Source organism: Streptomyces sp. NBC_01497 (assembly GCF_036250695.1).
In the GTDB taxonomy this organism is placed as follows: Bacteria; Actinomycetota; Actinomycetes; order Streptomycetales; family Streptomycetaceae; genus Streptomyces.
Genome location: NZ_CP109427.1, coordinates 7,516,256 through 7,529,958, shown reverse-complemented (window position 1 = coordinate 7,529,958; position 13,703 = coordinate 7,516,256). Strand labels below are relative to the sequence as shown.

Below are 13,703 nucleotides of genomic sequence, written 5' to 3'. Positions count from 1 at the left end.
CTGGGCGCGGCAGAGGCGACGCGCACCGCGGCCGGATCTCAGAGCGGGGCCGCGCCGGTCGCCGCGCTGCCGGCCAACTCCCGCAGGCGAACGGCGTCCTGGCCCGGTGGCACCCCGAAGTGCCTGCGGTACTCGCGACTGAACTGCGACGCGCTGTCGTACCCGACCGCGAACCCGACGGACGCCACGTCCCGCGGCCCGCCGACGAGCAGCAGGCGCGCCTCCTGGAGGCGGATGTTCTTCTGGTACTGGATGGGCGTCATCGCGGTGACGGCACGGAAGTGCCGGTGGAACGCGGACGTACTCATGCCCGACATCCGGGCCAGGTCGTCCACGCGGAGCGCGTCGGCGAAGCGCTCCCGCAGCGTGCGGATCGCCCGGCCGACGTGGGACAGCCGGCTGTCGGCGAGGCCGATCTGGCGGACGAGGGCGCCCTGCGGTCCCGTGACGAGGCGCCAGAGGATCTCCCGCTCGATCATCGGCGCGAGGACGGGCGCGTCGCCGGGCCGGCCCAGCAGCCGGAGCATCCGCACCACCGCGTCGAGCAGGTCGCGGGAGACGTCCCCGACCGCGATGCCCGGCGGGGTGCGCGTCCCGTCCCCGCCCGCCGGTCCGCTGCTTTCCCCCGCGTACCCGGCCGGCCCCGCCTCCAGCAGGAGCGAGGCGATGGCGGCGGGCCGGAGGGTGAGCCCGAATCCGAGGAAGGGCCGCTCGGGGGTGGCGCGCGTGTAGTGGCCGGTCACCGGCAGGCCGACCGAGACGACCAGGTACTGGCCGGCCCCGTAGTCGTGGATACGGTCACCGACCGTCAGCCGCTTCGCGCCCTGCGCGACCACGGCGAGGACGGGTTCCGCGACCGACGAGGCCGGGGGGCCGGATTCCTCCACGCACGACAGCAGCACGCCGGCAGGGGCGCGGCCCGGCCGCCGGACGTACGAGGTGATCAGTTCGCGGAGCTCGTCGAGGCAAGGGGGTCCACCGGAGGACCCCGGGTCGGGGTGGGACACCCTTCGATCCAACCACCGGGGACCTTGCACGGCAAGGGCGGCCGTCGGGCGAAGCCGCCAGGATCGTGCAAGAGTGCGGCAGGATCGGTCTCACGTCATCGCAGGTCGTGCGGGTTTACTCGAAGACACCAGCACATCCCATCTGTCGCGGGAGCGGAAAAATGACACTCGATTCCTATGTGAGCCTCGGCCGTTCCGGTCTCCGGGTGAGCCCGTTCTGCCTGGGGGCGATGAACTTCGGCGAGGACGGCGGGAACGGTTGCGACGTCGCCGAGTCGGAACGGATCCTGCGGACCTACCTCGACCACGGTGGGAACTTCGTCGACACCGCCAACCTGTACAGCAACGGTCACTCGGAGAAGATCCTCGGCGACTTCCTCGCCGGTCAGCCGGGACTGCGCGACCGAGTCGTCCTCGCGACCAAGTTCTTCGGCAACCTGCACGTGGGCGACCCCAACGGCGGCGGCGCCGGACGCAAGGCGGTCGTCGCCCAACTGGAGGCGTCGCTGCGGCGCCTGGGTACCGACTACATCGACCTGTACTGGCTGCACAACCACGACGGATCGACACCCGTCGAGGAGACGCTGCGCACACTGGACGACCTGGTGACGGCGGGGAAGATCCGCTACGTGGGGTTCTCCGACACGCCCGCCTGGTTCACCTCGAAGGCCCACACGACGGCCCTGCTGCGCGGCTGGACCCCGCTCACCGCGCTCCAGATGGAGTACTCGCTGCTGGAGCGGACCATCGAGGGCGAGCTGATCCCGCTGGCGCGCGACGCCGGCATGGGAATGCTGCCGTGGAGCCCCCTCAAGAGCGGCTACCTGTCCGGCAAGTACACGCGCACGGGCGGGATTCCCGCGGACACCCGCCGAGCGCGGATCCTCGGCGAACCGAGCGAGGCCCAGTACACCGTGATCGACGCGCTCGGCGCCGTCGCCGAGGAGGCCGGGGCGAGCCCGGCGGCCGTCGCGCTCGCCTGGGTCCAGGGCAGGCCCGGCGTCACCTCCACCTTGATCGGGCCGCGCAGCGTCACGCACCTGGAGGCGAACCTGGCGGGTCTCACGGTACGGTTGACCGAGTCCCAGCGCGCCACCCTGGACGCCGTCTCGGAGCCCGCGCTGAACTTCCCCGCCGCTCTCAACCGGCAGGTCGGCGCGATGCTCCAGTACGCGGGGGCGACCGTCGACGGCGTGCGGACCACTGTCTACCCGCCGCTGGCGGAGAGCCCCACCCGCTACTGAGCGGACCCGGCCCCGCCCCCGGAACGGGGACACCCGGCTCAGCACCGTCACGGCCGTCGCGGGTCCGGGCACCCGACGGGCCCTGCGTACGCAGGATCACAGCGCCGTACGGACGCAGACCCACAACGCCGTACGGCCGTACAGCCCCTGACGGTGCCGGGCGGACGCGCTACCGGCCGGATGGTCCTTCGAGGGCGGCCCCGATGACGCCGAGCCAGACGTCGACAGGACCGAGGGTGAGCAACCCGCTGCCCGCGCCCGCGAGTTCGCCGGACGCCGGGGCGAGCGCGGCGCGGGCACGCAGCAGCGTGGGCCGGTCGCCCGCGTCCACGGCCGCCCGGGCGGCCAGGCACCACATCGCCTCCGTCAGCAGGTCGCCGGGCGGGTCGGGCAGGGCCCGCAGAGCCGCGCGGGCGGGGGCACGGCCATCGTCGCCCTCCCGCGCCAGGATCACCAACGGGAGGATCCACGGTGCGTAGGGGCCCCAGGCGGTGTCCTTCGCATCGGTGGGCGCCGGCAGACCGCGTGCGACGCGCAGGGACAGCAACGCGAGCGGGAGCAGGCCCTGTTCGAGCCCCGGCATGCCCGCACCGTCCAGGACCCGGGCGGCCCGCCGGTACGCGGCCTCGGTTCCGGCCAGTGTGTCGGCGCCCGTGGCGGCACGGCGCAGGACCCGGTACCAGCGGGTGAACACGCCCGCCAGCGGCAGTTCGTTGCGCTCCGCGAGGCTGTCGGTGGCCCCGGCGTGCCGGTCGGCGGCGGGGAAGTCACCGAGTGCGGACCGCGCTTGACACCGGATCAGGTGACCGAGCACCTCGTAGGTGACGAGGCCGTGCCGGGCGGCCAGCTCGACGAGTTCCGCGCCGGTCGCGTCACGGTCGGACGCGAGGCCGGTGCGGTGGAAACTCTGCATGAACCGGCCGTTGAGGGCGAAGGCGAGCAGCGCCGGGTCGTCGAGGGAGCGGGCGAGCCGTTCGGCCTCCAGAGCGGCCCGCCGGCCGCGGGGCAGCGGACCGGGCTCGGCGGCCGGCGGGGCGCCCCGGGCCTCCAGGGCGATCGTGGTGAGGAGCCTGGCGCGAGCGGCCTCGTACCCCTCGGGCGGGAGCGCCGCGAGAGTGCGTTCGGCCACGCCGACGATCCCCGCGGCCTGAGGCGGGTCGTCGACCCGGGTCCAGACGGCGGGCACGTCGTACGCGCCGATCACGCGCGCCGCGAGTTCCGCGTCACCCAGTTCCTCGGCGGCGAGGGCAGCGGCGAGCCGGTGCTCGCGGGCGGCGACGAGCCCGGGTCCGCCGGTGACCGCGAGACCGCGCAGCAGTCCCACCGTCGACTCAAGGCGGACCCGGGCGCCGGACGCCACAGCCTTGTCGTACGCGGCGGACGCGCCGGCCCACACACGCTGCGCCACCCCGCCGGGGCCGGGGCCGAGGTGGTCGGCCTGATCGAGGATGTCGCGTTCCAGCCGGCGCAGCGCGGGCCCCGGGTCGATCCCGAGGCGCTGGGCCAGCAGGGCGCGGGCGCGCCGCAGCACGGCGAGCGCGTCGCCCTGCCGCCCGCTGCGGTACAGGGCGAGCGCGAGCAGACCCCACGCGTGTTCGCGCCACGGGTGGTCGGCCACATGAGCGTCGAGGCCGGGGACCGTCTCCGCCGCGAGGCCGAGCGCGAGCCGGGCCTCTGCCTCGGCCTCGACCGCCTGGAGGCGCAGTTCGGCGAGGCGCGCCCGTTCGGTACGGGTCCACGGCTCGTCCGCGAAGTCGGCGTAGGCGGGTCCGCGCCAGCGGGCCAGCGCCTCACCAAGGAGCTTCGCGGCCGGGCCGGGGGGCAGTGTCGCCGCGGCTTCGGCGTCGCGTTCGAAGGACCAGGCGTCGACCGTTTCCGGCTCGGCGCGCAGCGCGTAGCCGGGACCCTCGGTGACCAGGAGGCGGGGGCGTTCGCGGGGTGCCCGTTCGGGTTCGAGTGCCCGTCGCAGGGCCGCGACGAAGGTGCGTACCGCGCCCACGGCATCAGGGGGCGGCTCCGTCCACAGATCGGCGACCAGCCGGTTCACGGGGACGACACGGCGGCGCGCCACGACCAGCCGGGCCAGCACGGCGCGGTGGCGCGGCCCCTTCAGGGCGAGTTCCTGCCCCGCCTCGTCCCAGGCCTGTACGGGCCCGAGTACTCCGATCGCGACCCGCACCGCCCTGACCCGCCCTTCCTCTCCGTTCCCTCGGTTCGGCACCCGACGCCCTCGGTTCAGCACCGACCGCGGCGCCGCCGCCCGCACGGCGCCGCGATCCGCGGAAGCGCACCACCGGCCCGGCCGCCGGCCCTCGGACGGCACCGCCCGGTTCCCGCCGGTACCGGGGACGGTGGAGCGCTGCCACCCGTGGTTCCCGGCGCGGGAGCGCCCGGTCGTACGTCGTACGAACCGCCCGGCCGCCCGTCCAACAGGGCGCCACGCCCACCAGGGCCCCACTCAGGCACCCCATGCGCTAAGCGTAGGCCGTGCTGATCCGATGCTCATCTGCGGGCGTGAGGCTTGGGCCCTGGTCGTCCACGAAAGGAACCCCAACCATGACGTCCCCGGCTCCCGCCCTCCCCGGCTTCGCGTACCACCGTGTCCGCGTCGCCGAGGGCGTGTCCCTGAACGCGGCGGTCGGCGGTACGGGTCCCGCCGTCGTGCTGCTGCACGGTTTCCCGCAGACCCATCTGATGTGGCGGCACGTGGCCGCCGACCTCGCGGCGGACCACACCGTGATCTGTCCGGACCTGCGCGGTTACGGGGCGAGCGACAAGCCCGCCGAGGCCGGTCCCGGCACATACGCGAAACGCACGATGGGCGAGGACGTCGTCGCGCTCGCGGCGGCGCTCGGCCACGACCGGTTCGCCCTGGCCGGGCACGACCGCGGCGCGCTGGTGGCCTTCCGTGCGGCGCTCGACCACCCTGCCGCCGTCACCCACCTGGCATGCCTGGACGTGCTGCCGACACTCGACATGTGGGACGCGCTGCACGGCGCGTCGGCGGCCGTCGGCTTCCACCTGTACCTGATGGCGCAGCCGCCCGGCCTTCCCGAGCGGATGATCGGCGCCGACCCTGACGGCTTCTTCGGCCACTTCCTCGACGTGTGGACGAAGGACCCGGATGCCCTGCCCGCCGAGATCCGCGCCGCCTACCTGGACGCCTGCCGCACTGCCGTCCCGTCCATCGTGGCGGACTACCGCGCCTCGGCCGGCATCGACGTGGACCACGACCGTGCGGACCTGGCGGCCGGCAACCGGCTGCGGATGCCCGTCGCCGTGCTCCAGCAGGACTGGGGTGCCGCCCTTGGTTACGACGCGGCGGCCCTGTGGCGCGCCTGGGCGCCCGACGTGCGCCACACGACCGTCACCTGCGGTCACTTCATGGCCGAGGAGGCACCGGCCGAGACGGTGAAGACCCTGCGGAATCTACTGGCATGACCGGGTGCGGCCCGGCGCGACGACCCCGCGTCCGCGGCGGGCCGCGCCGGCCGTGGCCCCGGGGCAGGTGAGCGCGTTCCGTTTCGAGGCGCGCGGTCCGCCCCCTGAACGTGTTCGGCCCGGCGGGTCCCCTCCCCCGGCAGGGGCTTTTTCCAGCCGTACGCGAGTGGTGTTGCGCGAACCGTTGACCGGAACTTAACTCGCAAGTAACTTCCGCAGCGCGCCGCTCACTTCACCACCCGGCCGTACGCCGGGCACCCTCACGCCGAATCCGAGGAGAACACAGATGTCGATGCGCGCCCTGGTCCGAGGTCTCACCGCCGCCGCTGCCGCCGCGGGCGCGGTGGCTCTCGGACTCACCGCCCCCACCGCCCAGGCCGCGACGCCCCTTGCCTACGTCGCTCTCGGCGACAGCTACAGCGCCGGGTCCGGCATCCTGCCGCTCGACCCGACCGCCCCCCTGCTCTGCGCCCGGTCCACGGCCGACTACCCCCACGTCCTCGCGTCCCGCCTCGGGGCGCAGCTCCACGACGTCACCTGTGGCGGTGCCGAGACCACGGACTTCGCCGGGTCCCAGTACCCGGGCGTGGCGCCGCAACTCGACGCGCTCAGTGGCGGCACCCGCCTGGTGACCCTCACCATCGGCGGCAACGACAGCGACACGTTCATCGACGCGATCCTGGCGTGCGGCTCCGCCGGCGTCGTCACGGCGGGCCACGGAAGCCCCTGCAAGGCCCTGTACGGGAACTCGTTCGACAACACGATCGACAACACCACGTATCCGGCGCTCCGCGCGGCGCTCCAGAAGGTGCGGGACAAGGCACCGAACGCCCGCGTCGCCGTTCTCGGTTACCCCTGGATCGTGCCCGCGACGGCCGACCCGTCGTGCTTCGCGAAGATGCCGATCGCGTCCGGCGACGTGCCGTACCTGAGGGACCTGCAGACCCACCTCAACTCGGCCGTGCAACGCGCGGCGCACGACACCGGGGCGACCTTCGTCGACATGGCGGCGGCGTCGGACGGTCACGACGCCTGTGCCCCGGCGGGCACGCGCTGGATCGAACCCATCCTGTTCGGCACGAACTTCGTCCCGGTCCACCCCAACGCCTTCGGTGAACAGCAGATGGCCGCCCGCACCCTGGCCGTGCTCGGCGACGGCTGACCCGCCGAGCGCGCCGGCCCCCGGCGCACACGGGCGACGGCCCCGCCCCCGGTCGGGAGCGAGGCCGTCGCGGCGTGCGGAAAGAGCCGGATCCGAACAGACGTGTACGACTACTCGGCGCCGGCCGCGAGGAAGCCGCCCTCGGCGTGCGTGATGCCGTAGGGGCCGCCGATGTTGGTGAAGCTGCCCTGACCGGCGATGAAGCCGTGCCCGGTGCCCGCGTCGGGACCATCCGCGAACGCCGTTGCGGTGACGGGGACGAGAGCGGCCATGCCCAGGGCGACGACGGCCGCGGCGCGGACGATGTTCATACGCATGCGGTACCTCCCGCTGGTGGTGGTGACAGCGGTTCCCTCACCCTTTCCGCACCGCCTGTACCGATCCGCGACCCGACGTGACCCTTCCGGGTGAGCCACTTGATCAGTGCCCAGCCCTGGCGGGGAGTGTCCCTCCGCGCCGCCGGGGCCCGGCGGCAGGCCACCCGAAGGCGGGACGGTCAGTAAGAGGTGAGTACGGACCGGCCCCTCGTGGCGCCTCCGGACGGTACGGACGTCCGTCAGCGACCCGCGTGTGTCAGAACCGGTGTCGTCAGCGACCGCGTGGGCCATGGACCGGCGGGGCGCGCTGCCCGGGAGCCGCACCCCCGCGACCTCAGGCGTCGACGGCCCGCAGGGCGTCACGCAGCGTCCCGTACTTCACGAAGAAGTCCTCAGTGCCGGAGGTTTCGAGTGTGCGGACCACTCCCCGCGCGAACGGACCGGCGAGGACGAGGCCGACCCGGGCGCGAGCCCCGAGGAAGACCGCCACCACGTCGATACCGAGCCGCCCGACGTCGGAGAGGTCGACCACGAGCGGCAGGCCCCGCCCGGGGGCGAGGGCCTCGCGGACGGCGTCCTCCGTGAAGCGGTCGAGGGGGCCGTGCAGCACGACGACACGGTGCCCGTTGTGGTCGAAGGCCCGGGTGACGACGTCGGCTCGTCCAGCGAGGCCGTGGACAGCCATGAAGCAGCATCCTTCAACCGGTGTGGGGGCCGCGCGCCGGGTCGGCACGGGGTGAGGCCCCTCGGGACAGAAACCCGTCGGCGGACACCCGCCGACGGAACCTCACTGTAGGGCGACTGCCCGCGCCGGGCGCGGGGAACCGTCCGCGGGCCCGATTCGTACCGCGAGCAGGGTGATGTCGTCCTCGCCCGGAGCCGCGACGTGGCGGACGACCCGGTCGAGCAGGTCCGGCAGGGGGAGCTCCCGGTGCGTGGCCAGGATCTCCGCGAGCCGGTCCGTGGCCGCGTCGATGTCCTCCCCCCGCCGTTCCACGACCCCGTCCGTGTACAGGAGCAGGATCGAGCCGGGCCGCAGCACGCGCCGCCGCTCCGACCGTGACGGCATCCCGAGGACCGGGTGGAGCATCGCGTCGTGCTCCGTCAGCCGGCCCGCCCGTCCCGGGCCGTCCAGCAGCAGCGGTACGGGATGTCCCGCGTTGGACCAGGTCAGGACCCAGGTGTCGGACACGGACCGTTCCAGGCGGGCGTGGACGAGCGTACCGCCCGGTTCGAGTCCCATGGAGGTGGAGGTCAGGTCGAGGGCGGTCAGCGCGGCGGCGGGACCCTCCGAGACATGGTCGAAGGTCGCCTGCCGCAGCATGCTGCGGACCTGCCCCATCACGGTGGCGGCGTGCATGTCGTGGCCCGTGATGTCACCGACGGTCATCGCCACGGAGACCGGCTCCCCGGGCTCGGCCGTGGGCAGCCGGTAGGCGTCGTACCAGTCCCCGCCGACCATGTCGTCGACTGCGGCGGGCACATAGACGGCGGCGATCTCCAGGCCCTCGACCGCCGGCAGGTCGGTGAGCATGGCGGCCTGCAACTGGTGCGCCACGGAGATCCGTTCGTCCACGAACAGGGCGCGCTCCACGGCCTGCGCGACATAACCCGCGACCGCCGTGAACGTGGCGCGCTCGATCACGGGCGCGTCGTGCCGCTCCGGCCAGCACAGGGCGAGCACACCCAGCGCACCCCGGCTGCCGGTCAGCGGCACACACATGGTGGCCCGCATGCCCAGCGCGTCCAGCCCCGACAACGCCTCGGCGCTGTATCTCGCGGCGAAGTCCTCCCGGTCGGCCACCATCACGGTCCGGCCCTCACGCAAGGCCTGGGCGCTGGGAAAACCCGCGGACAGCGGCATGTACGGAAGGTCGCCCTCCACCCGGTACTCCACGTCGGGGTCCTGTACGCGGCGCAGTCCGCCGCCCTCCACGAGCAGCAGCCCCACATAGCCGACCGGCTCGGCGAACAGATCGCGCAGGCGACGGCGTACGTCATCGACGCCGACACTCTGCGCGAGACCCTCCGAGGCCGCCAGCAGCAGTTCGGCGTGCTGCAGGCCCTGGCGTGCCTGCTGCTCCAGCAGGCGTGCGGACTGCCGGCCCTCCTCCGCCTCGTCCTGGGCGACCTCGGCCGTGCGGCGCGCCGACTCCGCCCTGCCGCGTGCCACGACCGCGCGGGCGCCGGTGATCTCGGCGGTCTCCTGTGCGGAGCGGGCCCGGCGCTGCGTGTCCAGGTTCCGCCGGGCCAGGATCCTCGATCCGAGGTCGGCCGAGCACGCCCGGGCCAGGTCTTCCAGGACGGCCAGATCGGCGGAGCCCCACTCGCGCGGCCTGTCGTCGATGACGCACAGCGCGCCCAGCACGCGGCTGCCCTCGCCGTCCGTGAGCGGCATCGCCACGCAGGCGGCACCGCCCAGCTCCCGGGCGGCCCACTGCGCGTGCGGCGCCTCCTGCCGCCGCGGCCGCTCCGGCACGAACGGCCGACCGGAGACCACGACGTCCCGCCAGGGCGCGCGGGACAGCGGCGCGGACCGGCGACCCGCCCACGGCTGCGCCAGTCCGCACATGCCCGGGAGTGCCTGCCGGTCCTCCTCCAGCAGCGACACGAACGCCACCGGTGTGTCGAGCACCCGGGCGGCGAGCCGCGCGAAGCGGTCCATCCCGTCGTCCCGCGCGGCCGACAGGCCCGTGTCACGCAGCGCCGCGAAACGCTCGGGGCCGTCGGTGCCGGCAGGTGTCACGCTCCGTGTCACACCGGCCTCCCAGGCTCATGCCGTCGGAGCACGTTCCCCGTTCCCCGCATCGTATGCGGCGATGGCGTAGGGGGCCGCCGAGCACGCCGGGCAGCAGACCGGCGGGTGTCCCGCTCCCGGGCCGGGGGCGGGAGGCAGGTCGAGGGCCGCGGGGAGGGCCGGGGCGGAAGGAAGGCCGAGGACCGGGTCAGAGGTCGAGGACGATGTCCCCGTCCGGCCGCGAGCAGCAGATGAGGACCGTCGCGTCTGCGGGAGGTTCGATGGGTTCCGGGTCGTAGGCGACACCGCCCGAGAAGACACTCGTCTCGCAGGTGTGGCAGACGCCGGTCCTGCACGACCAGCGGACCGGTACGTCGCAGGCCTCGGCCAGTTCCAGCAGCGTTGCGCCGGCGCCGCTCCCCCACGGGACCGTGAGGCCGCTGCGGGCGAACGTCACCGCGGGCCCCGTGGCGGTCGCCGAGGCGCCTTCCGGCTGATGCGGCGGGCGCTTCGCGGCGGCCGCGATGCCGGGCGTGAGGGCGGATCCCGCGCCGAAGACCTCGCGGCGCACGTTCTCGGACCGCATTCCCCCGGCGACGAGGGCCCCGGTCAGGTCGTCCATGAACGCGACGGGGCCGCACAGGTAGGCCTCAGCGTCGGGCGGCAGGCTCAGGGGGCCGAGGGTCCCGGCGTCGAGGTGCCCGGCGTACGTGAAGTCGGTGCCCCGGCGGTCCTCCGGGCGAGGACGGCTGTAGCAGACCACCAGGCGGCCGTGCGGGAGCTCGTCCAGCAGTTGCCGTACCTCCTGCGCGAACGCGTGGTCGGCGCCGTCACGGGCGCCGTGCAGCCACCACACAGGGCGCTGGCGGTCGTGGTCCACGACCGCGCGCAACATGGCGAGGACGGGCGTCGCCCCCACGCCCGCCGACGCCAGGACGAGCGGTCCGCTGCCGGGCTCCAGGACGAAGGCGCCGCGCGGGGCGGCGGCCTGGAGCAGGTCGTCCACGTGCACCTGGGTGTGGATACGGGTACTGGCGACGCCGTGCGACTCGCGTTTCACACTGATGCGGTACTGGTCGCCGCCCGGCCTGCCGGACAGCGAGTAGCTCCGTACGAGCGGCGGCCCGGCGGTGGCCGCCCCCGCGGTCCCGTCCGCCGGAGTCTTCCCGTCCGCACCGCGAGGCGCCGCGGCGGAGCCGGGCCCGGCGTGTTCCGCGCCTTCCCGGACGGACGCGCCGACATCCTCGGTGGCGTGGACCGACGCCTCCGCGTCCCCGGTGGCGTCAACCGACCGCTCCGCGTCCAGACGCACAGTGAGGTACTGGCCGGGTGACGCGGCGGGCAGCGGGGAGCCGTCCTCCGCGGCGAGCCACAGCGACAGCACACTGCGGCTCTCCACCTTCGTACGGACCACCCGCAGCGGCCGGAACCCCGCCCAGGCCGGGGCGGAGGGTGCCGTCGCGGGGGCGTCGCCCTGCTCCAGCATCGTGGAGAAGGACTGGTGCCAGCCCGGGCTCAGCGCACCGATGCGCACCGCCTGCCGCAGGCGTTCCTCCGGGTGGCCCGGCAGATAGAGCAGGCCGTCGACCTCGGCGACGGTCATCGCGCCGGGTCCCGAGGCGACCTTGACGATCTCCTGGCCCGCCTCCACATCGCCCTCGGTGATGACCCGGAGGTAGAAACCGGGGCGCCGGTGCGAGACCAGGAGCGACGGCATGCGTGGCTCGTTGAGACGCATCCCGACCCGGTAGCAGGTCACGCGGGGTTGCGAGACCTCGAACACCGCGTCGCCGATCCGGTACCGGTCCCCGATGCACACCTCGTCGTCGGGCAGCCCCTCCACGGTGAAGTTCTCACCGAACTCACCGTTGCCGAGGTCGTCCCGCCCCAGCTCCTTCGCCCAGTGGCGGTACGAGTCGAGCTGGTACACCATCACGGCCCGCATCTCGCCGCCGTGTCCGGCGGTGTCGCCCTGCCCGTCACCGTCGATGTTCAGCCGGCGGACCCTGCGCGGCCCTGACACGGGCTGCTTCCAGATCCCCGTGTAGACGGTCCTGCCCTGCCAGGGCACATCCTTGGGCAGACCCACGTTCAACGAAACCAGGGTGGCCATGGCGTCACCTCATGCTCGGCGATGTGTCTTTCTCGATCGGGACGTTCCTCGTGTTCCGCTTCGGCCCCCGCACCGATGTCGACCCTGCTTCGACACTAACGGCGTCGGACGCCCGGCACAGCGCGGACGTCCCGTGGATGCCGTGCGCACGCACCGAGTGCCGTACCCACCGGGGCCACACACACCGAATGCCACGCCCACCACGCCCGTGCACCACGCCCGTGCACAGCGCGCAATCGGCCCCATGCGCACCGGGCACACGGCGTATGCCGTCTCGTGCGGCGTGGGCCCCCGTGGCCGCCGCCGTCCGCGCCCCGCTCGTCCTCTCCTCCCTGTCCGGCGCGTTCCCACGCCGTGCGGCGTGCCCACCCCGGCGGTCACTTCCCGCGCGAGTCCCGGTACCGGACGAGGCGCTCCTGCATCACGGGGTACGGCGTCGCGGTCGGTACAGGCCGGCCGTCGCGCACGCACGCGGCCACCTCGACGGCGGCGTCGACGGCCCTGCGATACGGCAACGAGCCGGTGCTGACGCGCCGCACCCCGAGTTCTCCCAGCTCGGCGAGGGACACGCCGGGCACCACGAGGACGTTGAGGGGTACGGGAAGGGCGTCCGCGAACGCCCGGAGATCCGCCGGATCCGACGCGCCGGGGACGAAGACACCGTCGGCGCCCGCTTCCACGTACACCCTCGCCCGTTCGAGCGACGCGGCACGACGGGCGTCCTGCCGCAACCAGTACGTGTCGACACGGGCGTTGACGAAGACGTCGGGGGTGCGCTGTTTGATCGCCGCGATCTTCGCGGCGTGCCGCCGGGGATCGATGAGCCGCTCGGCCGAGCTGTCCTCGATGTTGATGCCGTCGGCGCCCAGCGAGGCGACGTACGCGGCGACCCGCTCGGGTGTGTCGTCGTATCCGTCCTCGATGTCCGCGGACACGTGGACGGGAAGCGGCGCCAGCTGCCGTACCAGCGCGAGCGTCGCGTCCTTCGAAGTCCGTGCGCCGTCCGGGGTCCCCGCTGACGCGGCCACGCCGAAGCTGGTCGTGCCGACGGCCGGGAAACCGGCCTCGGCGAACGCGAGCGCGGACGGGACGTCCCACGCGTTGGGAAGGAGGAGCGGCGGGCCGTCTCGGTGGTGCAGTTCCAGGAAGGTCATGGCCCCGGCACCTTTCACATGCGCCTCATGTCTCTCGTGCGTCCTTGTACGTGTCGTACACCCGCGTGAGGAGAGAGGCGCGTGAGATCCCGTGCACCCCAACGTGCACCGGTCTCCCCCTTGCGCGGGACGACGGGACTACTCGGCAACGTCGTACTGCTCCACGACCCGGCTGTCGAGCAGTGGGACGATGCGCCCGAGCACGAGGTCCTTGAAGTGCGGCGTCTCCCGGTGCGCGGCGAACGCCGCCCGCGACGCGTACCGCTCCAGCAGGACCACACCGCGCGGCTCGTCCACCCGCCGGCAGACCTCGAACGCCCGGTTCCCCGGTTCCGACCGGCTGGCGGAGGCGAGCTCGCCGAGCAGCGCGAGGACGTCCGCCTCCTTGCCTTCGGTGACGGTGTACCGGGCGATGACCTGCAGCTCGGCCATACGGTGGCGCCTCCTCGAACTCATGGGCCGACAGAGCTTTTCCCGTGATCCATTCAATGCCGGGCACAACCGTCGGTCAAGCACGCTGTCCGTGGG

At 73.7% G+C, this 13,703-nt stretch carries 11 protein-coding genes; 3 read left to right on the top strand and 8 right to left on the bottom strand.

The features are described 5' to 3' along the window. Positions 1–38: 38 nt before the first annotated feature. Entirely contained in the window at positions 39–1,019 is a 981-nt protein-coding gene (locus tag OG310_RS31930; protein ID WP_329459313.1) for an AraC family transcriptional regulator, read from the bottom strand. Between the two features lie 149 nt (positions 1,020–1,168). Between OG310_RS31930 and OG310_RS31925 the strand changes: the two genes are divergently transcribed. Beyond that, complete coding sequence (locus OG310_RS31925) at positions 1,169–2,251, top strand: aldo/keto reductase (protein ID WP_329459312.1); 1,083 nt, start codon at positions 1,169–1,171, stop codon at positions 2,249–2,251. Positions 2,252–2,420: 169 nt separating this feature from the next. On the opposite strand, the gene OG310_RS31920 is transcribed toward OG310_RS31925, so the two are convergent. Further along, positions 2,421–4,430, bottom strand: a complete 2,010-nt coding sequence (locus OG310_RS31920) for an AfsR/SARP family transcriptional regulator (RefSeq protein WP_329459311.1) — start codon at positions 4,428–4,430, stop codon at positions 2,421–2,423. A 377-nt stretch (positions 4,431–4,807) separates the two neighbouring features. Between OG310_RS31920 and OG310_RS31915 the strand changes: the two genes are divergently transcribed. Next, positions 4,808–5,692 (top strand): alpha/beta fold hydrolase, encoded by an 885-nt coding sequence (locus tag OG310_RS31915; protein WP_329459310.1) that lies wholly within the window; start codon positions 4,808–4,810, stop codon positions 5,690–5,692. A 286-nt stretch (positions 5,693–5,978) separates the two neighbouring features. Then, positions 5,979–6,854: an SGNH/GDSL hydrolase family protein gene (locus OG310_RS31910; protein ID WP_329459309.1), complete on the top strand. Its 876-nt coding sequence runs from the start codon at positions 5,979–5,981 to the stop codon at positions 6,852–6,854. A gap of 110 nt (positions 6,855–6,964) precedes the next feature. Here OG310_RS31910 and OG310_RS31905 read toward each other — a convergent pair whose 3' ends face one another. From OG310_RS31905 to OG310_RS31880, 6 genes are all read right to left on the bottom strand, one after another. Further along, positions 6,965–7,171 carry a hypothetical protein gene (locus OG310_RS31905; RefSeq protein WP_329459308.1) on the bottom strand — a complete coding sequence of 69 codons (207 nt, stop codon included), beginning with the start codon at positions 7,169–7,171 and terminating at the stop codon, positions 6,965–6,967. Between the two features lie 334 nt (positions 7,172–7,505). After that, a complete protein-coding gene (locus OG310_RS31900; RefSeq protein WP_329459307.1) occupies positions 7,506–7,856 on the bottom strand; it encodes an STAS domain-containing protein in 351 nt (116 codons plus the stop codon). A 102-nt stretch (positions 7,857–7,958) separates the two neighbouring features. Continuing rightward, complete coding sequence (locus tag OG310_RS31895; protein WP_329459306.1) at positions 7,959–9,929, bottom strand: GAF domain-containing SpoIIE family protein phosphatase; 1,971 nt, start codon at positions 9,927–9,929, stop codon at positions 7,959–7,961. Positions 9,930–10,116: 187 nt separating this feature from the next. After that, on the bottom strand, positions 10,117–12,021 hold the full coding sequence (locus OG310_RS31890) for an MOSC and FAD-binding oxidoreductase domain-containing protein (RefSeq protein ID WP_329459305.1): 1,905 nt from the start codon (positions 12,019–12,021) through the stop codon (positions 10,117–10,119). A 377-nt stretch (positions 12,022–12,398) separates the two neighbouring features. Continuing rightward, positions 12,399–13,175, bottom strand: a complete 777-nt coding sequence (locus OG310_RS31885; RefSeq protein ID WP_329459304.1) for an isocitrate lyase/PEP mutase family protein — start codon at positions 13,173–13,175, stop codon at positions 12,399–12,401. 138 nt (positions 13,176–13,313) lie between these two features. Beyond that, a complete protein-coding gene (locus tag OG310_RS31880; RefSeq protein WP_329459303.1) occupies positions 13,314–13,607 on the bottom strand; it encodes a putative quinol monooxygenase in 294 nt (97 codons plus the stop codon). Positions 13,608–13,703: the final 96 nt, after the last annotated feature.

Bases quoted from the DNA above. Each gene is read 5' to 3' on its own strand.
- OG310_RS31890 (WP_329459305.1), bottom strand. From the start codon at position 12,021: ATGGCCACCCTGGTTTCGTTGAACGTGGGTCTGCCCAAGGATGTGCCC.
- OG310_RS31910 (WP_329459309.1), top strand. From the start codon at position 5,979: ATGTCGATGCGCGCCCTGGTCCGAGGTCTCACCGCCGCCGCTGCCGCC.
- OG310_RS31905 (WP_329459308.1), bottom strand. From the start codon at position 7,171: ATGCGTATGAACATCGTCCGCGCCGCGGCCGTCGTCGCCCTGGGCATG.
- OG310_RS31900 (WP_329459307.1), bottom strand. From the start codon at position 7,856: ATGGCTGTCCACGGCCTCGCTGGACGAGCCGACGTCGTCACCCGGGCC.
- OG310_RS31885 (WP_329459304.1), bottom strand. From the start codon at position 13,175: ATGACCTTCCTGGAACTGCACCACCGAGACGGCCCGCCGCTCCTCCTT.
- OG310_RS31925 (WP_329459312.1), top strand. From the start codon at position 1,169: ATGACACTCGATTCCTATGTGAGCCTCGGCCGTTCCGGTCTCCGGGTG.
- OG310_RS31880 (WP_329459303.1), bottom strand. From the start codon at position 13,607: ATGGCCGAGCTGCAGGTCATCGCCCGGTACACCGTCACCGAAGGCAAG.
- OG310_RS31915 (WP_329459310.1), top strand. From the start codon at position 4,808: ATGACGTCCCCGGCTCCCGCCCTCCCCGGCTTCGCGTACCACCGTGTC.